We start from the raw sequence: 24,057 nt of genomic DNA on the forward strand, positions 1-24,057 counted from the left end.
TATTCAATGACAATTTGCCGCAGCTGATTCTAGCAAAAAACATGGCTAAAAAATAAACAGAAAAGCCGCAACAGCGGCTTCTCTGAACAAGGTCGATTGCCAAGTCACTTCAAACTACGATTAGCTTTCGACCTCCGACAACGACTCAGCGCTAGACTTATCAGCTAACTGCTTATTCTTCTGCTTGAGGTAAAAATAAGAGACTAACAACAGGACACCGCCAATCGCCATAAAGGCCACCACTTTTTGTACCAAGGCGAACCCAGCCATGTCCCAGAAGATCACCTTGATGAAAACAAAGGCAAACAGCGCACTGGCCAGTTTAATTAAGCGCTGCCTTTGCGGGTGTAAACTCAACATCATCAACCAACAGCCATGTACCACAAGGGCAACCGAGCTAAATGGCGCAAATACTTCTGTGCCAAAGCCGTAACCCGTTAGTAGGTAGCTCGCAATAAAAAGCCCATGCCAAAGTAATAACCAACTTAAATAACGTGGTCTTACCAAACGTTTGAATGGCGCATAAAATAGCAACCAGCCCAACCCTAACAAGCCCAGTACATCAAAGGCCGCATAGATTAATAAATTATCTCTCACATCAAACAAGGTGAATGCTTGTAAGCCGATCAATAACGCCATTGCCGCGACAATAACAGCAAGGGCCAAACGCCAACTGCCACGAATAGTGGCATGTAAAGGCCAACGGCTTAAATCTAGCACAAGACAACTCGTAGCTACTAATACCGCAAGTGCCATCCAGTGGCTAAAATAGTAAGTGAGTGCCGCTCCTGCTAGCGCTATATAATAAGGTTTTAATGGATAAACTATTGCTAACGGCTTGAACTGGCGCAGGTAACACTGTCGACTTGGGTAGCAATAGCTGTAAACCATCAGCGCTGCCAGTCCAATAGCTAATCCCAGTACACCATTAAAGTGCCCGATAAAGACTAAAGAAAAATTAAACGCACTCGCAATCAATGCCAGCAACATGCCTAAGCTACGTAATAATAGGTGACGGATTGGTAGGTGCAGCAGAAAGGCAAATAAAGCACAACCCCATAAGCTAAGCCAAAGCACATCTGGCACTTTGGTTGCCACATACACACTAATGGCAACCAATAAGGCAAAGTAATAAGGCACACTCTTTCTTAATAAAGTGAGTGGTTGATGAGCAAACAGCCAACCACGCCAGTGGGTCAATCTTGCTTGTAAGGCGCTAAATACCAGCGCACTCAAGCCAAGTGCCCACCAGCCATTAGCGTTACCGTCAAACAAACTCATCACCATGGCAATGTTTGCGAGCCAAACCAGTCCAATTATCAGGTAACGAAACAACACATGTCGCATCGGCCAGTGCAACAATAAGGCCAATGCAGCCCCGGCCCAAAAGATCAAAACAGACCATTGCGGCAGCGTCACGCCCCACACCATTAAAATAACTACTAACAATGCAAAATAATAAACGCTGGCCAAACGCGCCCGATGAAACGGTGGGTAGCGCTTTAGCCATAAACGCAACGGCCGTTGATAATAGCGCAGTGCTGTAAACAGTAAGCTAGCCATCACTAACCCTACTGCGCCTTGCCATTGGTGTGCCCACAAACTCAGTGACGCACTGAGTAAACCAATCGCGATAAATCCCAAAGCAACACGGCGCAACAACAACTCACGCAACCAAGCATGCAGCGCTAAGGTGATAAACACCGCGATCCAGCTAGATATCGCAATATATTCAGGCCACTGACAAACATAATAAAATGCTGCAGCGAGCACTAAGGTAAAATAATAAGGGGCCACGATATTAAGCGGCTTAAGGGGCGCTAACAAACGTAATCTGGCGCGGCATCGCCCTATATTTTGCACAATCGCAACACAGGCTAATGCGCCAATCAACAAGCCTGCCCAACCTTGCCATAAGTCGAACGCAATCCCTTGAGCCAGTGAGAGCAACACGGCCAGCGCCAAGAGTAAGACAGCTTCAATGCGCAACGCTTTAGCTTTACGCCAATAATCTAATGTTAATGCCAGCGCAGCACTCGCCCAAGCCGCCAGCGCTACCCATTCAAACGCCACCTTGCCCACCTTAATAGTGAGATAAGCAGGTATAGCCAGATAAACAATTAAGTTTACCCCCCGCGCAATTGGCAGCAATGAAGAGCTCGGCAAGTAGCGACAATACACCCGATAGGTTAACCACATTAAGGTAAACAAACTGATGCGCGCGAGCTGGCCCAGTAAATCTTGCTCGATAAAACGCCAACTCCCTACTTGCTGCACACTCAATAGCACTTGTATCAACAGTGGCAGATACGCCAGCCAAGACAAAGTTTCTGTAACAGGCAAGACTTGACGTGTGGTGCGCCAAAGCAATAAAGGAATGACTAATGCCGAGGCCACCATCAAATAAGAAGGCTGCCAAATATAACAACTGAAATAGACAAACAGCGCCACTAGCAATGACAACAGCTCTGCCATTCCCCAAGTAACACTTCGTTCAGCTTTGCTTATATCTAAAGCGTTTGCGCTCGTATTATAAAAACGAAGTAATCGCTCACATCCGCTAACAATCACTAATGTAAAAGCAAAATTAAGCCAAGCTGCACTAACGGCAAATGAACTAATAACAAATAATGGCGCAATTGCCTCATTCGAACCCAGCAATAGGCGGATACAAGAATAAGCCGTGCTGAATAGGCCAATTAATAACAACACATAAGCTTCACTGCGCACCATTCCATAACGATGACGCAGCCCCAACCACAGCAGTAAAGCCCCTTCAAGGGACCAGATAATGCCCTGAAACTCATTAGAAACCAGTATTAAAGCGGCAAAGCCGGCCAGCACGCCTGCAAATACCAGACAAATATGCTTAACCTCGTCGAGCTTACGCCAGTAACCAAAAAGGCCAAGAAACAGCACACTATTAAAAGCCAGTAATTGCCCACTCCAGCTATCCACTTGCAACATAGCCAAAATAAAAAAGGCCAACTGTGCCATGGGTAAACCGAGCAAGTGCTGGTCAACTTTCAGCTTGCGTAGCTTGGCAATCCCCGTTAAGGCGTACAGTAAAAACAACAAGTTGAGACACAACAAGGCGAATAAACTTTGCCAGTTGTCAAGTTGCGCATGAAAGTCCACGAGCAGAATAAAGGCTTCGGCACTGGCGATATGTGTCATGCTAGCCAAGGTTAATAAGCCATGCCAACGCAGTTGCTGACAAACCCGCCAAGCAAACAATGCTTGTAATAAAATATAGGGTAAATACAAGGCGGGATAGTGCTGCTCAACGCCAAACACTAACGGCGAAAACGCGCCGCCGAGCAAAGCAATCACAGCCACTACCTTTGTTTCCAACTTTTGCGCTAAGCCATAGCCTGCTAGCGTCACAATAGCCAACCAAATGAGCGCCGAGAAGGAACCGATGAGCCCGAGATAGGGTCCAGCAAAATAGCCACACAGATAATTAAGAATAATAGCCAGACCAACGAGTCCAGATCCATACTCAGACATGTCTGGCTTTTTCTTATAAACCCATAAGCCTGCCGCAAGAATGGAATTGGCAAACAACACCGCAACTGCGATACGCATGCCATCGCTAAATACATTATTCCATGAATATTGCAGCAAATAACCAAACCCTAAGGTTAGCGCAGCAATGCCCGCCAAAGTCATTAAAAACACCGGCCCCAAACCACGCTGCTGATAATGCTGGTAAAAACTTTTTAGCTGTCTGGATACTTTCGCAATCGGCCCTAATAGCGAGCCAAGCCATTCATGACTGGCTTGCTCGATGGCATTTTTATGCATGCTGCGTGGCAATGATTCAACAGGTTCAGTTATAGCCTCAGCAGCACTATCGCTTGCCGCTAACCTCGTGGGCTTTGGAACGAGTCGAGCTACTTGCTCTTGGCTGGCTGCTTGCTCTGATAAAGTGTGAGGCTGAGCTACAGGCTCTTGGTGAACAGGCGCTTGTCTAACAGGTTTGATAGCGGGCTTTATCGCGCTATCGTTAGGCTCGGTTAGCGATTCTTTGCGAACTGAAGCTGGAATGACTGATTTTGACTCGGCATCCGCAGACTTCACCGCGGCGCTACGCTCAGCCTGCTCCTTACGCGCAACCAATCGTGCTAATATCGCATCTTGTTCCGCTTGGTCTTGCTCTGCTTGTCTTGCCTGCTCACTAGTATTAGCTGAGCCAGTATGACTTGGCTGGGACGCAACCTTAACCTCGGCGCCCTTAGCGGTCATCGTTGCCACTTGCTGCGGCGTAACATGCTCGGTTTCATCATAAGTAGGCAAGTTGCTGCTGCCAATCTCTGATGGCTTGACGCCTGTTGCGTGAGCATTAATGGCTGGCGTTGATGATAATGACTCAGGAGCCAACTCTTTATCTGCTGAAGACTTATACGCTTTAGACGCTGCAGAGGAACTCAGCTCAGGGGGCGCTTTTGCCATCTCTGCTTTAATTTTAGTGAGTTCGGTTTCAGCCTGATTGATACGATCAGCTAAATTAATTTGATTGTGCCGCAAGGCTTGCAGCTCGTTTTCTAACGCCGTGATTAAATGCTTCAATGCTTACCTTACTCGGCCAACACTTGCAAAGTTAGGTAATTAACCCAAACTGAGGCTAGTTTAATGGCCGATAGCTCTATCAAGAGAGAATGAATGGCGCATAATAACTATTAAATCAACATTACATCAACACTAAGCGCTTATAATACAGTGTAAAATTTAACCTAAGTCAAAGTTAATACAATGATTGATAGGCGTTTTCACTTACATTAATGACTCTTATCGCGTATATGATCCATATAGATCATCATCACGTATTTCAATGTGAGCTGGAGCACAGTAGAATACCCAAGCCTTCAATGCACCGTGACTGATCCAATAGATTATAGGTAAAGAGCATACTCACTATGGCTAATAGCATCGCTGAACGAGACATTAACCAAGCAACCGTAGGTATTATAGGTGCGGGTGTGGCAGGTTCGACTATTGCCCTGCGCTTAGCTGAGCAAGGCATAAAAACCTTACTGATTGAACAAGGTGACGGCCTAGTGAATGGCCCACCAATGTGCCACCTTCATGCTGGTGGCAATTTATATCGTGAAATCAGCGATGAGCAATGTGTTAAGTTACTCAATCAATCTATTAATACTTTAAGAATATACCCCCATTGCGTTAATCAGCGACCCACAGTTATTGCCGTCCCCAACCAAGACCCCGGTGAACCAAGTGACTTAATGCCACGACTGTATTTACTGCGCGACGAGTACCAACGCATTGTCGCGCAAGACCCGCGCAACCAATTACTTGGCGACCCTGAACAATATTTCACTCTGTATCAGTTTGAAGACATGCAGCGCTTAGCGCAACTGGCCACGCCTGAGTTTCCAACATCTAACGATGACTGGATGATCCCTATCGCCAAACAAGTGGATCTCTCCCAATTAAAATATCCACTGGTATTAGTGCAAGAGTATGGTTTAAGTTCATTACGCATTGCCGCGACAGCAACCTTGGCCTTAGCTAAATTAGACCAAGCCCAAGTATTAACCCAAACTAAAGTGCTGTCTGTAAGTCAGCATAACCAAGGCTGGCAACTTGAAACCCAAGATCAGCACGGACAACAAACATACCGAGTTAATTATTTGGTTAATGCTTGTGGCTTTCGCACCGGCCAAGTAGACGACATGGCAAAATTTAAACGCCAGCGCATTGTTGAATTTAAAGCAGCCTACATCGCCCGCTGGCAAACGCCAAACGCGGTTTGGCCTGAGGTAATATTTCATGGCCAGCGTGGTACACCAAAGGGGATGGCACAATTAACGCCTTATTGCGATGGCCATTTTCAGCTGCACGGTATGACCAAAAATATCACCTTGTTTAAAGACGGTTTAGTGCAGTCTGATGACACTAGTTCGCAACCTAAGTTGCCGAATGCGTTAGTGAACAAAATTGTTAATCATTGGCCTCAAGATGTACTGGTGTCTCGCACCGAACAAGCGATTGAGCATTTATCTCAGTTTGTACCTAGCTTTAACCAAGCTGAATTTGGCGGTAAACCGCTATTTGGTGCGCAGCAAATTCCGGGAGATGATGCCAACTTACGCGCTGCGGCGGTATCATTTGAGCAACATAATTATGCTCGAGCTGAAATTGTTAAGGCGTCATCAGCCCTGACAGCAGCGGACCAAATCTTGGACAAGCTCGTACAATTAAAACTGGTCACCCCCAAGCTCGAAGCATCGCGAGAAGCACAATTTCCAATCACATTACAATTAGGCATGGCTGAAATAACACAATTAGCGATAGGGCTTGCGTTACACAGAAACTACCCTGCTGCATTAGCATTACCCTATCACGCCACATCCAGTAAGGATAAAGCCGTTGTTACGCAACAAAAAACATTGTCCAAGCCGATCACAGGACGTGTTGGAATGGAAGTAGCCAACGCCAGTTAAACCAGATAAAACGCCAACAAGACTGCACTTTTTGCATTAACATCGGCTTTTTATGAACTTTTTGCTAAAATCGCGGACTCAACTCAGAGTTCGCTTTTTTTTGCCCTACTTTTAGCCGCGAATATTGTTCATTTTTAACGTTTGGATTGTTTATGTCATTTAGTGCATTGAAGAAATTACCACTCATTATTGCTTTACTCGTCCCTACCAGCTTTGTCCATGCAAGTAGCGATATTATTGACTTTGCTCGCCAGTTTAAAGGTACCGAGTATGTTTGGGGTGGTGCCAGTCCCTCAGGCTTCGATTGCTCCGGTTATATAAAATATGTATACAACGAGTTCGATATCAGTATTCCTCGCGTGACCCGTGCTTACCACACCTTATTTGATCGTGAAGTACCGTTAGAAGAAGCGCAAGTAGGCGACTTGATTGTATTTACCGGCACCGATGCAAAAATAAGGCAGCCCGGCCATGCTGGTATAATTAGCGAAATTGATGAAGGTAAGTTGATGTTTTTACACAGCTCTTCCTCAAAGAAACATTTTGGTGTATCAGAGACCAATTATTATAAAAGCGGCTACCCAAAACGATTTTTAAAAATAATTCGCATGACGGATAACGAATCAGATAGCTGATGAAAACCTGCTTTGAATGACCAAAAAGCAGCTTCGGCTGCTTTTTTGCATTATAGCCTGTTACCATATTGGTCTTACTTCATGACCGTGGCCAACATGCTACTTAATACCTTCACCCAATTGCCGCTCAGCGTGCGTTTTATGCTACTTTCAGCCCTTGGCTTCTCACTTATGTCGGCCTGCGTTAAATTAGTGAGCCAATATCACATTCCAGTGTTAGAAATTGTTGCCGCAAGGGCGCTGGTATCAGTGGTATTAAGCTATGGTGATGTCAGACGCAAGAGGATCTCGATATGGGGTAATAATAAAGGCTGGCTTTTTGCTCGCGGTGGCGTTGGCGCATTAGCGCTTATTTGTGTTTATTACTCTATCAGCACCCTGCCACTCGCAGAAGCCACCCTATTACAATACTTACACCCAGTGTTTACCGCAGTACTCGCGCTGATATTTTTAAAAGAGCCCATTCTACACTCCACCAAGCTATGTATTTTATTTAGCTTATTAGGTCTTGGCATTATGATCAGCCCCGGCCTTGGCCTTGATCCCGCCGCTGGTTTACCTTGGTTTAGTATCGGCGTCGCCCTACTTGGCGCTTTTGGTAGTGCCATTGCCTATGTCATTGTGCGTAAACTAAGCCGGTTAGAAGATAGCTCAGTGATCATCTTTTACTTCCCACTCATCGCCTTGCCGCTATCACTAGTCTTATTGGGTGATGACTTTGTCATTCCGCCACCTGAAGCCTTAGTGTTATTGCTGTTTGTCGGTATTTTTACTCAAATAGGGCAAGTGGGTTTAACCAAAGCAATGCAATCAGAGTCTGCCAGTAAAGCGACCGCTTACTCTTATATACAAGTCTTATTCTCGATGCTGCTAGGCTGGCTTATCTTTAACGAACTGCCGTCGATTTGGAGTTGGATTGGCGGTAGCTTCATTATGCTGGGCGCACTGATTAATGTGTGGTGGAAGAAGTAACACGACTCTAACAGCAATGTTTGCACGGGACACATACTATTTCGCTTAACCAGAACTCGGGTTAATTTAAACAAAAAGGTGCTGATTATTCAGCACCTTGGTTTTACTCAGAAAGGTATAGAGCTAACACACATAAACCAGTAAGCAGTTTATAACTTACCTTCACTGCCACACATGCGGATCTTATCTATGACTACTTTTTTCATTGCCGCTTTGCCCGGAGTAATATACTTACGTGGGTCATTAGCATCAGGATGCTCTGCAAAGTGATGTTTCACCGCATCAGAAAAAGCAATCTTGAGCTCTGTCGCCACATTAACTTTACATACGCCAAGATCAATACAGCGACGAACCACTTCATCAGGCACACCTGACGCGCCGTGCAGAACAAGGGGAATATCCACTACAGAATGAATTTTCTCTAGCCGGCCAAAATCTAACTTAGGCTCAGCCTTGTATAAACCGTGCGCTGTCCCTATCGCTACCGCCAGTGAATCAACACCAGTGCGACGCACAAACTCAGCCGCAGCAGCAGGGTCGGTCATCAAAGCATCTGCGCTGTCCACAATAAGATCATCCTCTTGACCGCCAAGACGGCCCAGTTCGGCTTCAACACTGGCATCAAAACGATTACAGTATTGGACCACTGAGCGCACAATATCGATGTTTTGGTCAAAAGCGTGGTGCGAGCCATCGATCATCACCGAGCGGATCCCCCTTTCCACTTTGTAACGAATATCTTGTAAATCTTCGTGGTGATCAAGATGAAGCACCAATGGAATAGCATGCTTATGCGCCGCCTCTTTACAGATACTGATGAGGTAATCAGTCCCCGCATAATCATAAGTACCCGGCGTACCAGCAAGGATCACCGGCGACCCCATTTCAGAAGCGGTTTCGACAATGACTTGTACCGTTTCTAAGTTATGAACATTAAAAGCAGGAACTGCGTAGCCGCCTTGAAGTGCGCGTTTAAGCATTTCACGAGAAGAGATTAGATACATAAAGCCTCCTGACTGGGCATTGCAACAGCATCAAATACGAGACGCCCGTTAACCCAAGTTTTTGCAATTGATAAATCGGAATGAATGGCCACCATTGAAGCGCGTTTACCGACTTCTAAAGTGCCCAGTTGATGTTGTAAGCCTAATGATTTGGCTGGCGTTAAAGACGCCATCAGCCACGCTTGCTCAAGCGGCATATCGAGCCAACGTTGAATATTTTTTACTGCCTGCAGCAACGTCAGAGTGCTGCCCGCTAAACTGCCAGTGTCGGTCGTGACCACGCCTTGTTGCATTTGAACTTGGTATTCACCCAGCGTGTACTGCCCATCTGGCATGCCCGTCGCGCACATCGCGTCGGTAATCAGTGTCATGCGCGAGCCACAACAGCGGTGCGCAACATCAATGGCCGCGGGATGCACATGATGGCCATCAGCAATCATTTCGACATAGCTATTGGCATGGGTTAACCCTGCCCCCACAACACCGGGATCACGATGATGTAGCCCTCGCATCCCGTTGTAACAGTGCACTATGCCACTGGCGCCGGCATCCAAAGCTGCTTGCACTTGATCATAGCTAGCATCGGTATGGCCCAGCATCACCTTGATACCTTGTTGCTTTAAGTGGCGAATAACATCAAGTGCACCGCGCTTCTCTGGCGCCAGTGCCACCGTTACCAATTGGTTGTCACTGTATGAAATCAAATTATCGAGCTCGCTAGTCGACAATTCACGAAACCATTCAGTGGGATGAGCACCTTTGTTTTTTTCGGTGAAGTAAGGTCCCTCTAAATAGGCGCCGAGAATTTCAGCCCCTATCACGCCACGCTGCTTGCTTTGCGCAACCTGCTGCAAAGCTGCAACTATTTTTGCCTCTGGCGCTGTCACTGTGGTGGCAACAAAGGCGGTCACTCCCAAGCTAGCAAAAAAATGGGACATGGTATTAAGGCTGTCATGACTGGCATCCATCACATCACAGCCTTTGGCACCATGAACGTGACTATCAATCATTCCCGGCATCAGGCTCACCGCACCTAAGTCAGTGACCTTTGCATGTTTAGCGCAATCAAACACTTCAATGGCGCTAATTCCCCCATCACTATCAAGTGTGAGCACCGCATCATTGAGCCAAGTGTCACCGTGCAGCAAACGCTGGGCACGATAGCGAAAGGGATCAAATACCATCTTCTGCTACCTCAACTCTTTGTGCGTTTTTCAATGCCATTTCAGCGGCAAGGGAAGTAATGCCACGGTGACCGCACGTTAATGCTTGCTCACAAAATTCGAGCAAGTTCAGTTCTTCACGCTCAAGTAGCATCTCGGCGGTCATTTGCATGTTAGTGCCGGTTACCACTTCAATATCATCACGGCCTTGACTTAACAGCGAAGCGGTACGAAAAGGTGTGCCACCCAATAAATCAGTCAGAAATACAATACCGTCACCCGAATCAATCGCACTAATAGCGTCACGCATTTGCGCTTCTAACTGCGCGGTTGTCGACTCTGCTGGAAAGTCGATATATTTAAACTGAGGTTGCTCACCTATTACCTGATGAACCGCTTTGGCAATACCAGAAGCAAACCCACCATGACCCGATAAAATTACTGCTATCATTTATCATTCCTTATTGGGGCTAACACATCCGCCCCATTTCATCGTGTTAAAAACGCTGCTTAAGGTTTATAGGAAACCCATAAAGCGGCCAGCAATACCCAACGTGACGGTAATACCAATCAGTTTTAGCGGGCTCCAACCACGTTTCACTAAGGCATACATCACCAAGGTGTAGACCAAAGGTAAGAAGGCTGGCATGAGCTTATCGATAACATCAGCTTGCAGTTTCACGACCGCATCACCGGCGGTTATTTCAGCCGTAGTAGATAGACGAACGTAAGTCGCAACCAAGGCGCCTATCACTGTCATCCCCACCATTGACGCGGCATGACCGACTTTCTTGGTATTGGCTTTAATGACCGGAATAGCGGCGACCCCCATGCGGTAGGCATAATGAGCAAGGCCGAAACGAAGGCCAAAGTGCACCACGTTGAACAGCACGAAAAAGAACACCGCCCCCATAATGGAGCCTTGCAGGGCAAGATCAGCACCAATACCGCCACAAATGGGTAGCAAGGTGAGCCAGAACATCGCATCGCCAATTCCGCCCATGGGGGCACCAACGGCTATTTTAGTGCTCTGAATGCTGTTGATATTTTGCTTTGAACGCTCCATCGCCAGCACGATCCCCATGACAAATGTCACCAAGAATGGATGGGTATTGAAAAAGCCCATGTGGCCTTGCATCGCTTTGGCAAGATCTGCTTTATTGGTATGGATCTTCTTCAGCGCGGGCAGTAAGCCGTAAAGCCAACCAGAAGCCTGCATCCGCTCGTAGTTAAATGAAGCTTGCAGCAACAGTGAACGCCATGCCATTTTGTTAATATCCGCCTTAGTGAGCGCGGCGCCAATTTCTTTATTTTCATACTCATCCGCGGCCACGCCAGCAGCAGGCTGTACTGCTGAGTCAGTCACGTGTAGGGGTAGATCTTTACTTATATTAGATTCCATCTTCGTAGTCCTCTGCTGATGTTGCTGTTGCAGGTGTGGGTTCTGGTTTACGCATAAAGTCGATAATCGCCATTGCCGTTGCAGCAGCGGCGATGGCTAAGATAGGGAGTTGCAGCCAAGCCGCGGCAACAAAACCGAGAATGAAATAAGGAATGTAGACATTTTTCATCATGATCTTCATCAGCACGGCAAAGCCGATGGCTGGCATGATGCCGCCTGCCACACCTAAGCCATCAATAAGCTCTTTGGGTAGCACTTGCACTATCTTTCCGGCGTGCTCTGCGCCAAGGTAAACGGGCAAAAATGCACATAGAAAGTAGAAAGACCCCAGCACAGATAGCGCCATATAGTTCACGCGTTCAATGCCATCGGTGTCAGCGGCTCGAGCAAGCTCATCACACTTAGACATCATTGCCGACATCGCCGAAAAGAGTAACGTGATGCCCATTTGCACCGCCACAGCAAAAGGAACCGCGACCCCTACCGCAACGTTAGGCTCAACTTTAGTGGTAATAGCAAAAGCCGTCCCGACGATAGTGCCGATAATCACATTCGGTGGCTGGGCGCCCGCAAGCGGCGCTAAGCCCATCCAAATCAGCTCTAAGGTACCACCGACCAGAATACCGGTTTGCAAGTCGCCTAACACCAAACCAACCAGCGGCCCCAGTACCACCGGGCGGTGAAAATGGGTTAGACCGTTAAATAAATCCAGTCCAGCGAAGAAGGCTAGGATGCCGAGCATCAACGCCTGTATAAATCCTATTTCCATAACGAGTATCCTTATTAGATAAGAGTAAAGAGGTCGGTAGCGCTTTCAGTGGGTACACCTTGCAGCGTACATTTCACCCCTAACGCTTTTAGCTGCTCCAATTCCGCAATGTCTTCGGCGTCGACCGAAACGGTTTTGGCTATTTGTTTTTTTCCTTCCACGTAGTGCATGTTGCCAACATTGATATGGCTAATGGGTACGCCAGCAACCACCAGTTGGCGAAAGTCTTTAGGTGAACGACAAACCAGCAAAATACGTTGGCGTTCTGAGGCTTTATGAATGGTGTCGATGGTCTTTTGCACGGTCCAAAAGCGGATCGCGATGCCATCGGCTAACACCATTTCCATTAAGTTTTGCTGAATGGTGTCTTGGGCAACATCGTCATTAACAACAATGACAATGTTAGCGTCCACAAAACCAACCCATTGCACACCGACTTGGCCGTGGACTAAGCGCTCATCAATGCGACTTAATACGATATTTGGCATGTTCAACTCCTGTTAATTCTTTTTGTTATCAAACTGATGAATAACAACACCTTGCACCACACGATTGACCTCGCCAGTGGGACACGGGTTATCTGGACCAAAACCAAGCTGCAGTGACTTTTCAAAAGCCAACATTTGGCAAAATAGGATGTAAGGGAAACAGAGCCATGGGTCACCAAGGCCTAATTGGCCCAGTTCAAACACACCTTCTTGGTTGAGGGGGGCTTCAGTAATGGCGATATGCCCTAAGGTTTGTTGGTCGCCTCGGATCTCATTGAACAAATCTAAGTCGTAACGCCTTGTATAAGGGTCGCTAGAGATGAGCTGGATCACTAACGCTTTATCATTGATGCTAAATTTAGGACCGTGGCGAAAGCCAAGTGATGAATCGAAACTGGTCATCACTTTACCCGCGCTCAACTCAAGAGACTTAAGGGAAGCCTCACGGGCTAACCCAGCAAAGCCACCGCTACCTAATACAATTAGCCGCTCGTAAGGTTGCGCTGCCAGCTGTTTAATAGCTTGTTGCCATTGGTTAATTTTGCTCTCGCACAAAGCCGCAGTGGCTGCAATTTGTTCACACCACTGGGTCTGAGTTTGCTCACCAAACAAGGTTAATGTGGACATTAACATGCAGCTGAAACTGGACGTCATGGCAAAGCTATTGTCGTTTGAACCTTCCGGCATCAACATGCAGTAAGCGTTATTAGCCTGTTCAGCGTGACGCGCGAGGGCACCATCACCGTTACAAGTGATGAATAGGTGATGACAATTTGGCACCAGTTGGTCTACCAAGGTGACCGCAGCGACACTTTCTGGACTGTTACCTGAACGCGCAAATGACACCATTAGCGTGGGTCTTGTAGTATCAAGGAATTGCTCTGGATTAGAGACAATATCCGTGGTGGGAATAGACTCAACTTGAAAGTTCAGACCCGCCTGAATAAACGGGGTTGCCGCATCGCCAACAAAGGCTGAGGTACCAGCACCGGTTAAGATGATACGTAGATCTGGGCGTTCAAATAGCGGTTCAAGGAACGCGCTAATCGGGTCATATTGCTGCACCAGAATATCCGCCAGCGCACGCCATAACCGGGGCTGCTGGCTGATTTCTGTTGCGGTATGAATGCCATTACGTTGTTCTAACCATGGCTGTGAGTAACCTAAAAACGTGTTCATTTAAATAGTCTCCTGACAAGTCGCTACATTGGCATAACAAGCTTGGGAATAGACTTTGGTCACTTCCATGATCTTGTGAATAACAATGTCAGCGGGATCGTTTTGAATTTGGTGTTGCGCAATGGCTTTCGCCTGATTCGGCAAGTACTGGCTAAGTAACGTTACCGGTAGAGGCTTAGTGGTTAGGTGGTCAAATAGTGCTTGTTGCGCTGCCTTTACTTCAGGGTGAGTCCAGTAGTAGCGAATGCGATCGCTCAAGCTATAGCTGCAATCAAGAAACTGCTGGTGGCCCTTACTGGAGTAATGCGAACGCCAATAGTCAGGCTGTTCATGCATCACTTGCTCTATGGTGTCGCGTAAATGGGAAGCATGGTGCGATCCGAGCCACTCTTGCTCTGCGCGATCGAGGCCATATAGGGCTTCACGTAATGCAAAAGTCAGGGCTGGACCTACTTTTAAAATAGCGAAATGATCTTGTATCAGCTGGTGGTAAGCAGGGGCATTCTGGTAATCGGTAGAGTGGGCTTCAAACACTAGGTGTGGCTGACGCTCAATTATTTGGCTCAGTGATTGCGCTTTTTCACTGTTATAATGATGTACATGATGGTGATCAAACTCAACACCAGGTTGCACCACCAAACCAATGACGCGAGGCCAAACATAACCCACACCGATATCACTAAAAGCTTGATGATGAGCATCGAGTGTCGCTAAGGCTTCTTCCGGTTTGGTCACTTCAACGCCCTCTTGCTCCAATGATTCAAGAGCACCACCTGGGGTGGGTACTTCCGTGCCGATAACATAAAGCGGCGCATCACCACCTACCTTTTGCCATGCTTGTTCGGCAATTAAACAAAGTTGCGCCGCACGCGCTGCCATCACCGCCTCGCTTAACGGTGTAGTGTCATCGGCACACGACATGGAGCAATCAAGGTGGATCTTCTTAAAACCAGCGCAGACGTAGTCATTAATCATTTGCGATGAATATGCCATCGCTTGTTTGGCGGTGAGATTTTGCCAACAGTTAGGACCTAAGTGATCACCACCCAAGATGATGTTTTGCGCAGGAAAATTGAGACGCGTAGCCAAAGCAAACACATGATCAGCAAAATCTTGTGGCGTCATTCCGGTATAACCGCCAAATTGATTGACTTGATTCGAGGTTGCTTCAATTAAAACCAACTGCTGATCGTGAGCGGCTTGCTTAATCGCCGCTTCGAGCACCAATGGGTGCGCAGAGCAAACCGAGTAAATCCCCGTGGCGCGGCCTTGTTTGTGTTGCCCTATCAGTGAAAGTAACGTTGTCATAATGATTCCTAATTTCCGGTTTGCTCAGCGAGGATCACATCGACCCCCATCTCAAGCAGTGCTTGATGTGTTTCGTGAGGAATATTGCTATCGGTCACCAGCGCATCAATTTGATTAGCGGCTCTGATCATGCAAAAACTTTTACGGCCAAATTTGCTCGAGTCAGTCACCGCGATAATCTTTCTCGCGACGGCACACATGGCACGGTTAACTTGAGCTTCATGGTTATCCGGTGTCGTAATACCTGCGTGCAGGTCAAAGCCATCCACGCCTAAAAACAATTTGTCGAATAAGTAAGAGCGCATTTGCTGTTCACCGTGATGACCTATCAATGAGCAAGAAGCGCGGCGTAAACGCCCACCTACTACATGTAAGTCGATGTTTTCAAACTGACTGAGTTGGTAGGCGGTATTGAGTGCATTGGTCATTACAACCAGTTGTTTTTTATTGGCAAAATATTGCGGCATTAAACCAATAGTTGAACCTGAATCGAGGATGATGGCTTCGCCATCCTTGACTAAATTAGCCGCCGCCAGTGCGATACTTTGCTTGGCACTGCGGTTAAGTTGATCTTTACGATAAAGGGGCTGATCGAAAGCAAAATTGGGATTAAGGTTAGCGCCGCCATAACAACGGAACACGCACCCTTCTTTTTCCAACACGTTAAGATCATGACGAACAGTGACAGCAGACACATTAAACAAGCCCACAAACTCATCGACCTTACCGCTGCCGTGAGTGCGAATATGCGCCATGATAAGTTGTCTTCGCTCTGAACTAGTCATTGTTCCGCCCCTCTTTCGTTAAATTTCACTTTCGTGATTTATTTGTTTCGATTCATTTGATTGCTATTAAATCAGGTCCAAAAAAATAAAAGTGAAAGCTAGTTCACAAGTAAAATGGTTTCGTTTTTCCGCAAAAAACCTTTCGATCCAGTAAAAGTGAAAGAAATACATTTCAATTGAAAGCAGATATTTATTAGAGGAAAGTGCGGTAAGACTGACTTCTAGAAACAGAAAAGTGAAAGGGGGACATGAAAGAGGAGAAACCGTAGCATTTCGAACTGCGATCTGCGCGAGATCACATAACCAGAGCTTGGCTAAGTTGATGACCAGAATAAAGCAACGACATCAACCCAATTAGGCAGATGGTTAACCATGGGTGAATGAGGGGATAGGCGCGATAAGAGCAGCTAACAAAAATAGCAGAAGCAAACAGTCAGGAGAGAATTAGTCGACAATTCTTACATCCACCCCTAGAGCGGTCAAATATTCAACATAATCAGGTGGGATGCCACTGTCGGTGATTAGCATGGCAAGTTGCTCAGGGCGCGCAATCAAGCAAAAGCTTTGCCGATTAAATTTTGAAGAATCCGTGATCGCAATAACCTGTTGCGCGGCTTCAACCATTTTTCGATTGATATCAGCTTCACCTTGATGGGGTGTCGTGATCCCGGCTATTTTATCAAAACCGTCTACCCCTAAAAATAAGGTATTGAAGCGAAAGCTAGACAGCAGGCCTTCACCACTAGTCCCATTGATAGAATATGAACGCTTACGAATAGTGCCACCAGTGAGCATGACTTCTATATCAGGTTGATTGGCGAGGTGATAAGCGATGTTGATTCCATTCGTCATCACAGTAAGGTGACGCATAGAGTGAAGATGGTAAGCAATTTGTTCAGTGGTCGAGCCAGAATCAAGAATGATCTTATCGCCATCTTTAATTAATGAAGCGGCGTATTTGCCAAGCTTGGCTTTAATGCTGGTGTTTAGCTGCTTTTTGTCGTTCAGTGGTTTATCGAAGGTAAATTGATTGTTAAGTAACGCGCCACCATAACAACGGATAACACATCCTTTTTTTTCTAAATAATTTAGATCGTTACGAATAGTCACAGTAGAGACTTGGTACAATTCAGCAAACCAACTGACCTCACCTTGTTGATTTTTTTGAATGTATTCTAAAATCGCTTTACGCCGCTGCGCAGTATCAAGAGCCATGTCAATTCGCCAATAGAGTTAACCTAGCAATGAGTCTACCCAGTAGTGGTGAAAATTAACAACCCGAATTATCAATTTTTAGCCTGAGAGGTGTTATTAATTGCTTTGACAACAAGTGGTTGGAGATAGCTATACGTTGCAAAATCAAGCTGCTTGGGTGTCGATAAAATAAAACCCCAAACTAAATATTTGGGGTTTTTCACTAACCACAAGCTGCTAGTGCAGACATGGGATTAACCAGTATGAATTAAACGAAATCCACGCCTTTTTGAATGTCACCTTTTAGGGTATCTAGCATTTCAGTTAATGCTGTTTGTTCAAATGCGCTGATGTCGCCGTAAGGCAGTACTTTCTCTACGCCGTTTTTACCAAGTAATACTGGTTGTGCGAAGAACTCTGCATGCTCGCTGCCAGCATCCACATAAGTACATTCAACAACACCTTGCTTACCGTTTAGCGCTGCCACTACTGACAGACCAAAACGCGCTGCCGCTTGACCCATTGAAAGTGTTGCAGAGCCGCCACCGGCCTTCGCTTCAACTACTTCAGTACCCGCGTTTTGAATGCGTGTGGTTAGGCTAGCGATTTCTTCATCAGAGAATTCAACACCTTGAACTTGTGAAAGTAGCGGAAGGATAGTAACACCTGAGTGACCACCGATAACGTTAACTTTAATATCCGTTGCTTTTAAGCCTTTCGCTTCAGCGATGAAGGTTTCAGAGCGGATAACATCTAAAGTAGTGATACCAAATAATTTGTTTTTATCGTAAACGCCAGCATTTTTTAGCACTTCACGCGCAATCGCAACGGTCGTGTTAACAGGGTTAGTGATGATACCGATACATGCTTTTGGACAAGCAGCCGCTACTTTTTCAATCAGGTTTTTAACGATACCCGCGTTTACATTAAATAAGTCCGCGCGATCCATACCAGGCTTACGTGCTACACCAGCAGAAATAAGCACTAAATCAGCACCAACAAGTGCCGGTGTTGGATCTTCGCCAGCAAAGCCTTCAATCGCAACATCAGTTGGGATATGGCTAAGGTCTTTTGCAACACCTGGGGTAACAGGTGCAATATCATATAATGATAATTCTGAGCCAGCTGGTAAATCATTTTTTAGCAAAAGAGAAAGGGCTTGACCGATACCGCCCGCAGCGCCTAAAACAGCTACTTTCATGTGGTTGTCTCCGTTATGTGTAGGTGAGGATTCATTCCTTTTATTATGCGAGCAAAGTCTATGAGATCCACCTAAAAAACACAATCTGTTAACAGAGCTGAAACCCTAAGTTGTGAGCAAATAGAAAAAACCCAACCATAACTTACAGCTTTTTTAACATCTCGTTAGCATTTAAGCCCATTTTAACAACCAATCCAGCCTTCTCTGCTAGCGAAAGTACTTCATAATAATCCGATCGTATTCCCCTGTAGCCTTGATTTGCTTTAATGCTTTATTTAAATCCCTAAGCAGGCGCTTATTCGACTTGTTGACCGCAATCCCATAACCAAGACCAAAATATTCCACATCAGTGATCTTTTTCCCAACTATCTCAAACTCGCTATTTGTTGGCGCTTGTAACCAAGCATCGGCGACAGCAAAATCCACTAATACTGCATCAATATCACCCAAGCGAAGGTCAGCAAAAGCTTTTGCATAAGTGGCATAAGGCACTGTCAGCGCCCCTTGCATGGATGGCTCTTCAACAAGATAGCGCTGTTGTTGGCTACCATTTTGTACACCAATGGCTTGATTTTTAACGTTAACCGCTCCGTCATATGTGCCTTTTTTGGCAACAAACACCGCACTACTATCGTAATAAATATCCGTAAATGCCACTAAAGCACTGCGCGCTTCGGTGACATTAAGTGCCGCAATTACGGCATCATAATTACGAAATTGCAAAGCCGGTATCAAACTATCAAATGCTTTATTATGAAATACACACTCAGCTTTTAAGTGGCGGCAAAGCGCGTTAGCTAAATCGATATCTAAGCCGGCGAATTGCCCTGCATCATCTAAATATTCGAAAGGTGGGTAACTGGCCTCAGTAGCAAATTGAATCCGACTAGCAGCAACACTCTGAAAACTTAAACAACACAATAACAACACTCGCCACATAACACTTCACCCTTTCTTCAAATCCACTAGCGCCTGACTCTATTCTAGTTTAGAATCCCGTTTTTTAGTCAGCGGTGACTTTAAACAGAATCAAACTCGACATATTACTAAATTTTCGAACAATTACCTGTTAAATGTATTTTTCAGCCTTAATATGAACTGCAACAACCTATCTATTGAGTCTTTTAAGTTTATTTGGTGATACCGCTCTCTTTTAGCCTTTCCAACTAACCATATCACTTGCTAGAAAATGATTTTTTATGCAAGATATTGGTTTATTTTTGACTGATTATGTATTTCTAATGAAAAACAACGACAAGCAAGATCGCCTTATTGAAGCATTTAAATCTCTTTTAAAAGAAGAAACGTTCGGCTCACAAGGTGAAATTGTCAGCGCATTGCAAGCGCAAGGCTTTGATAATATCAATCAATCAAAAGTATCTCGGATGCTAAACCGCTTTGGCGCAGTGCGCACTCGCAATGCTAAATCTGAGATGGTTTATTGTCTACCAGCTGAATTAGGCGTACCGGCTACCAGTAGCCCGTTGAAGAACTTAGTCAGTGACATCGATTACAATGACGCATTGGTTGTGATCCGTACCAGCCCAGGCGCCGCGCAGCTAATTGCAAGATTGCTCGACTCACTCAGTAAAGCAGACGGGATTTTAGGGACCATTGCAGGCGATGATACAATCTTCATCACTCCCACTAATACGAAAGAAATTCAACGCACTGTGCTTACTGTCAAAAGCTTGTTTGATATGCGCTAAGAACCATTAGGCGCTTTGCTTATCGAATAAAATAAGCTCATGAGGCATAACCGCTAAATCCACAGCTTGCTGTGCAGTAAAATGCTGCGCAACCTGACACTCAAACTCTTGCTGTGCGAGTTTTACATATACTTTTGAACTGGCGCCAAGAAACTGCACATCACTCACCACGCCCGCTCCCGTATCATTAGCCGTTAAGCTTATTTGTTGCGGCCTGATAAAAATATCGTAGCTGGTCGCATCTGATTTATGGTGAGCAACAGTACTACACACTCTACCCAAAGGTGTATTGACGTGGTGCTCATCAATCACAGTGGCGGGTAAATAGTTGCCACCACCAAGGAAATCAGCAACAAAACGAGTAGCCGGACGAAGATACAACTGATCCGGCGTTCCTACTTGCACAATTTTACCTTGGTCTAGTACCGCCAGTTTATCAGCAAAAGCAAATGCTTCTTCTTTTGAGTGAGTAACAAATACCGCACTTACCCCAGCTTTTTTTAGAATCTGTCGAATTTCAGCAATCAGTTTCAATCGCACCTGGCTGTCAATATTAGAAAAAGGCTCATCCAGCAGCATTAAATCCGGCTGATATGCTAGCGCTCGTGCAATCGCGACACGCTGTTGCTGACCACCTGAAAGTTGATGTGGATAACGTTCACTCAATTCGCTAAGGTTCACCAAATCCAGTACTTGCTTGGCACGCTGCTGCTGTTCTTTTTTCGGCAACTCATCAATACCAAACACCACGTTATCCATCACCGTCATGTGCGGAAATAAGGCGTAATCTTGGAAAATCATGCCAATTTTGCGTTGCTCAGGAGGTAAGTGGAAACCTGTTTTATTAACCACTTTGCCATTGATCATTACCTCACCCGATTTCAATGGTAGCAATCCGGCGATGGCTTTAAGTAACGTGGTTTTACCACAACCACTTGAGCCCAATAGACAGAGGATCTCATTCTCTTCTAGCGTGACACTCATATCCGACAAAATATCGAGGCCGTTGTAGCTACAATGAACGTTTGAGATAACCAATGCTGACATAGCTAAGGGTGTCCTTTTAAAAACTTTTAAAAAAGAGGGGTGATAAACTCTATTAATGCCGCTCAATAGAGCGACTCAATATGATCAATGGCACTAAACCCACTAAGATAATCACTATCGCAGCCAATGCGCCATGCTCGATCATCTCATCAGAAACAAACTGATAAACATATGTCGCTAATGTTTCAAAGTTAAATGGCCGCAAAATAAGCGCCGCCGGTAATTCTTTCATTGATTCAATAAATACCAACAACACAGCTGTAAAACAGCCTTTACTAATCAATGGAATATGAACTTTTCGCACCATTTTTACCGGAGAGTGCCCTAAAGTACGCGACACCATATCAAGTGAAGGTGGAATTTTATTGATGCTACTTTCTACCGCCCCCACCGCGATAGCAGTAAAACGCACCAAATAACCAGCAATCAACGCCAGCATAGTGCCACTAAATAATAGCCCAGGCCCTTGTCCACCAAAATGCTCAACCAAGTCATTTAAACTATGATCAAGCCAACCAAAAGGGATCAATATACCAATGGCCAACACTGTGCCCGGAACGGCATATCCCATTGAGCTCAAGCGAGCGGGAATATCTGAGCCTCGTTGCATATGTAAACGGCGAAATAAACCGACCAGAATAGCGATGATACAAGCAAGTACAGCAACCACTCCGGCAATGAAAAAAGTATTTAAGCTAAATTCAATAAATTCAGCGGTCCAAGAATCAGTAAAATATTGCGTAGCAAAGTAAACTAACATCGAAAATGGAAATATAAAGCCGAGTGTAACTAAAGACCAACAAAACAATGCCGCCAACCACTGCTGCCATGGTTTCATAAGCAACAAATGCGCGCTCTCTTGCCCCATATTTTTTTGAAAAACTTTTTGTTTGCGTCGACTAAAACGTTCCAATGCTAATAACATTACCACTACTACTAACATTAGCGTCGATATTTTGGCTGCTGCATGAAGGCTACCGTAACCTTGCCAAGTATCAAACACAGCACGAGTTAACGTATTAACAGCAAAAAAGTTCACGGTTGCAAAATCGGCTAAGGTTTCCATCGCAATTAAAGATAGCCCGACTGCAATGGCAGGTCTTGCCAACGGTAAACTAATACGGCAAAAAGCTTGCAACGGCGTTTTGCCTAGCAGCTGAGCCGACTGCATTAAGGTAACAGATTGCTCTAAAAAAGAAGTCCGTGCGAGTAAATAAAGATAGGGGAAAAGCACACTTGCAATAATAACAATGGCGCCACCTAAGCTACGGATATTAGGAAACCAATAATCACGCGCGGTTTGCCAACCAAAAACATCGCGCAACACACTTTGCACGGGGCCTGCAAAATCAAGTAACTCGGTATAAATACCGGCCACAATATAAGCGGGCATCGCCAAGGGCAACATCAGCGCCCATTGCAAATATTTACGTCCAGGAATATCACACATGGCCATAAACCATGCCGCAGGGATAGCCATCATAAAGCTTAAAACACCAACCCCTAAGATCAACAAAACCGTGTTGTGGATATAATCCCACATCACGGTGTCCATCAAATGCTGAAACAAATCTCCAGCGGGTTGTAAGCCTTGATAAATAATGGCTATAACAGGAAAAACCAGTAGCAGGCCAATGGCCCAACTACTGGTGATCCAAAATAATGATAATCTTGAGTACATCTATTCACTCAAGGGACAAAACCCTTATAAATCGAATTTAACTTCGTCTAATAATTTTAGTGCTACTGGACGCTGCTTAGCAATTTCAGCCAGTGGAATAGTGTCCGATTTAAATTCACCCCAAGAAGATACTAATTCAGAAACCGCCACACCCGGCTTAACTGGGTATTCAAAGTTAACTTCTGCGTATATTTTTTGTGCAGTATCATTAGACAAAAACTCCATCAGTTTAACTGCATTGTCTTTGTTTGGCGCAAACTTAGTCAGTGAAACACCACTGATATTTACATGAGTACCGCGATTAGCTTGGTTAGGAAAGTTAATTTCAACGGCATTTGCCCAAGCCACTTGCTTCTCATCATTTAACATTTTGCCTAGGTAGTAGTTATTACCCAGTGAAACATCACAAAAGCCTTCTTTAATTGCTTTTACTTGATCGCGATCGTTACCTTGTGGTTTACGTGCTAAGTTAGCCTTAACCCCTTCTAACCATTTTTTAGTTTCCGCTTCACCGTTAGCAACTATCATCGAAGAAATCAGTGCCACGTTGTATGGATGCTTACCGCTACGAGTACAAATTTTGCCTTTAAACTTTGCATCGGCTAAATCTTCGTAATTCAACTCAGGCTGTTTACCTAAGCGATCTTTAGAAGAGTAAACGTTACGAACACGAGTAGTTAAAGCAAACCACTGATCAGCTGGGTCGCGATATTGGGCAGGAATATTACCTTCTAGAGCTTCACTTTGCACGGGTTGAACTAAGTCTTTTTCTACAAGCTCAACTGAACGGCTAATGTCGGTCGTTAACACTAAATCAGCAGGGCTTAACTTGCCCTCACGCTCTAAACGCTCAATTAGGCCATCTTTAGCAAATACTATGTTTACTTTTACCCCTGTTTCTTCGGTAAATTTTGCCATAATTGGCTCAATTAAAAACGATTGGCGGTAAGAATAAACATTCACTTCTTCTTTTGCTGCCCAAGAAGAGGCTGATGCTAAAACACTGCTTAAAACGACTGAAGCAAGAATAAAGCTTTTTTTCACTTGATAACT

At 45.3% G+C, this 24,057-nt stretch carries 20 protein-coding genes; 4 read left to right on the forward strand and 16 right to left on the reverse strand.

Translation table 11 applies throughout. The features are described 5' to 3' along the window. Nucleotides 1–120 precede the first annotated feature (120 nt). On the reverse strand, nucleotides 121–4,572 hold the full coding sequence (locus Q4519_RS01715) for a DUF2339 domain-containing protein (protein WP_303508820.1): 4,452 nt from the start codon (nucleotides 4,570–4,572) through the stop codon (nucleotides 121–123). Nucleotides 4,573–4,919: 347 nt separating this feature from the next. On the opposite strand from Q4519_RS01715, the gene Q4519_RS01720 reads away from it, so the two are divergent. From Q4519_RS01720 to Q4519_RS01730, 3 genes are all read left to right on the forward strand, one after another. Then, nucleotides 4,920–6,467, forward strand: coding sequence for an FAD-dependent oxidoreductase (locus Q4519_RS01720; protein WP_303508822.1), 1,548 nt, complete (start codon nucleotides 4,920–4,922; stop codon nucleotides 6,465–6,467). A gap of 152 nt (nucleotides 6,468–6,619) precedes the next feature. After that, a complete protein-coding gene (locus tag Q4519_RS01725; RefSeq protein WP_232801491.1) occupies nucleotides 6,620–7,102 on the forward strand; it encodes a C40 family peptidase in 483 nt (160 codons plus the stop codon). A 141-nt stretch (nucleotides 7,103–7,243) separates the two neighbouring features. Next, a complete protein-coding gene (locus tag Q4519_RS01730; RefSeq protein WP_303508946.1) occupies nucleotides 7,244–8,074 on the forward strand; it encodes a DMT family transporter in 831 nt (276 codons plus the stop codon). A 149-nt stretch (nucleotides 8,075–8,223) separates the two neighbouring features. On the opposite strand, the gene Q4519_RS01735 is transcribed toward Q4519_RS01730, so the two are convergent. From Q4519_RS01735 to Q4519_RS01790, 12 genes are all read right to left on the reverse strand, one after another. Beyond that, nucleotides 8,224–9,078, reverse strand: a complete 855-nt coding sequence (locus Q4519_RS01735; protein WP_303508823.1) for a tagatose bisphosphate family class II aldolase — start codon at nucleotides 9,076–9,078, stop codon at nucleotides 8,224–8,226. Further along, nucleotides 9,069–10,262 (reverse strand): N-acetylglucosamine-6-phosphate deacetylase, encoded by a 1,194-nt coding sequence (gene nagA / locus Q4519_RS01740; RefSeq protein ID WP_303508824.1) that lies wholly within the window; start codon nucleotides 10,260–10,262, stop codon nucleotides 9,069–9,071. Before nagA ends, Q4519_RS01735 begins: the two co-directional genes overlap by 10 nt. Beyond that, nucleotides 10,252–10,692, reverse strand: a complete 441-nt coding sequence (gene agaF, locus Q4519_RS01745) for a PTS galactosamine/N-acetylgalactosamine transporter subunit IIA (protein WP_303508825.1) — start codon at nucleotides 10,690–10,692, stop codon at nucleotides 10,252–10,254. Before agaF ends, nagA begins: the two co-directional genes overlap by 11 nt. Before the next feature lie 66 nt (nucleotides 10,693–10,758). After that, nucleotides 10,759–11,643: a PTS N-acetylgalactosamine transporter subunit IID gene (gene agaE / locus Q4519_RS01750; protein WP_303508827.1), complete on the reverse strand. Its 885-nt coding sequence runs from the start codon at nucleotides 11,641–11,643 to the stop codon at nucleotides 10,759–10,761. Continuing rightward, nucleotides 11,633–12,412 carry a PTS N-acetylgalactosamine transporter subunit IIC gene (agaW, locus tag Q4519_RS01755; RefSeq protein WP_303508828.1) on the reverse strand — a complete coding sequence of 260 codons (780 nt, stop codon included), beginning with the start codon at nucleotides 12,410–12,412 and terminating at the stop codon, nucleotides 11,633–11,635. Before agaW ends, agaE begins: the two co-directional genes overlap by 11 nt. Nucleotides 12,413–12,426: 14 nt before the next feature. Continuing rightward, complete coding sequence (agaV, locus tag Q4519_RS01760) at nucleotides 12,427–12,900, reverse strand: PTS N-acetylgalactosamine transporter subunit IIB (RefSeq protein WP_303508829.1); 474 nt, start codon at nucleotides 12,898–12,900, stop codon at nucleotides 12,427–12,429. Between the two features lie 12 nt (nucleotides 12,901–12,912). Then, nucleotides 12,913–14,079, reverse strand: coding sequence for an SIS domain-containing protein (locus Q4519_RS01765; RefSeq protein WP_303508831.1), 1,167 nt, complete (start codon nucleotides 14,077–14,079; stop codon nucleotides 12,913–12,915). Beyond that, nucleotides 14,080–15,387: a D-tagatose-bisphosphate aldolase, class II, non-catalytic subunit gene (locus tag Q4519_RS01770; RefSeq protein WP_303508833.1), complete on the reverse strand. Its 1,308-nt coding sequence runs from the start codon at nucleotides 15,385–15,387 to the stop codon at nucleotides 14,080–14,082. 8 nt (nucleotides 15,388–15,395) lie between these two features. Further along, a complete protein-coding gene (gene agaR, locus Q4519_RS01775; protein WP_303508835.1) occupies nucleotides 15,396–16,172 on the reverse strand; it encodes a transcriptional repressor AgaR in 777 nt (258 codons plus the stop codon). 444 nt (nucleotides 16,173–16,616) lie between these two features. Continuing rightward, entirely contained in the window at nucleotides 16,617–17,387 is a 771-nt protein-coding gene (gene agaR / locus Q4519_RS01780) for a transcriptional repressor AgaR (protein WP_303508838.1), read from the reverse strand. A gap of 247 nt (nucleotides 17,388–17,634) precedes the next feature. Continuing rightward, nucleotides 17,635–18,567 (reverse strand): malate dehydrogenase, encoded by a 933-nt coding sequence (gene mdh, locus Q4519_RS01785; RefSeq protein ID WP_233052527.1) that lies wholly within the window; start codon nucleotides 18,565–18,567, stop codon nucleotides 17,635–17,637. A gap of 207 nt (nucleotides 18,568–18,774) precedes the next feature. Next, on the reverse strand, nucleotides 18,775–19,506 hold the full coding sequence (locus tag Q4519_RS01790) for a transporter substrate-binding domain-containing protein (RefSeq protein ID WP_303508844.1): 732 nt from the start codon (nucleotides 19,504–19,506) through the stop codon (nucleotides 18,775–18,777). A gap of 302 nt (nucleotides 19,507–19,808) precedes the next feature. Here Q4519_RS01790 and argR point away from each other — a divergent pair, with 302 nt between their 5' ends. After that, the gene (gene argR, locus Q4519_RS01795; protein ID WP_232801545.1) at nucleotides 19,809–20,276 is read left to right on the forward strand and encodes a transcriptional regulator ArgR; all 468 of its coding nucleotides are present in this window, start codon (nucleotides 19,809–19,811) and stop codon (nucleotides 20,274–20,276) included. Nucleotides 20,277–20,282: 6 nt separating this feature from the next. Here the strand turns inward: argR and Q4519_RS01800 are convergent, their stop codons facing one another. The 3 genes from Q4519_RS01800 to Q4519_RS01810 are packed head-to-tail and all read right to left on the reverse strand — an operon-like array spanning nucleotide 20,283 to nucleotide 24,048. Beyond that, nucleotides 20,283–21,323, reverse strand: a complete 1,041-nt coding sequence (locus Q4519_RS01800) for an ABC transporter ATP-binding protein (protein ID WP_232801495.1) — start codon at nucleotides 21,321–21,323, stop codon at nucleotides 20,283–20,285. Nucleotides 21,324–21,375: 52 nt separating this feature from the next. Next, nucleotides 21,376–23,004 (reverse strand): iron ABC transporter permease, encoded by a 1,629-nt coding sequence (locus Q4519_RS01805; RefSeq protein WP_303508850.1) that lies wholly within the window; start codon nucleotides 23,002–23,004, stop codon nucleotides 21,376–21,378. 24 nt (nucleotides 23,005–23,028) lie between these two features. Further along, nucleotides 23,029–24,048, reverse strand: coding sequence for a Fe(3+) ABC transporter substrate-binding protein (locus tag Q4519_RS01810; RefSeq protein WP_303508852.1), 1,020 nt, complete (start codon nucleotides 24,046–24,048; stop codon nucleotides 23,029–23,031). Nucleotides 24,049–24,057: the final 9 nt, after the last annotated feature.

The sequence above is a fragment of the Motilimonas sp. 1_MG-2023 genome (assembly GCF_030547455.1).
Classification (GTDB): Bacteria; Pseudomonadota; Gammaproteobacteria; order Enterobacterales; family CBDFNC01; genus Motilimonas.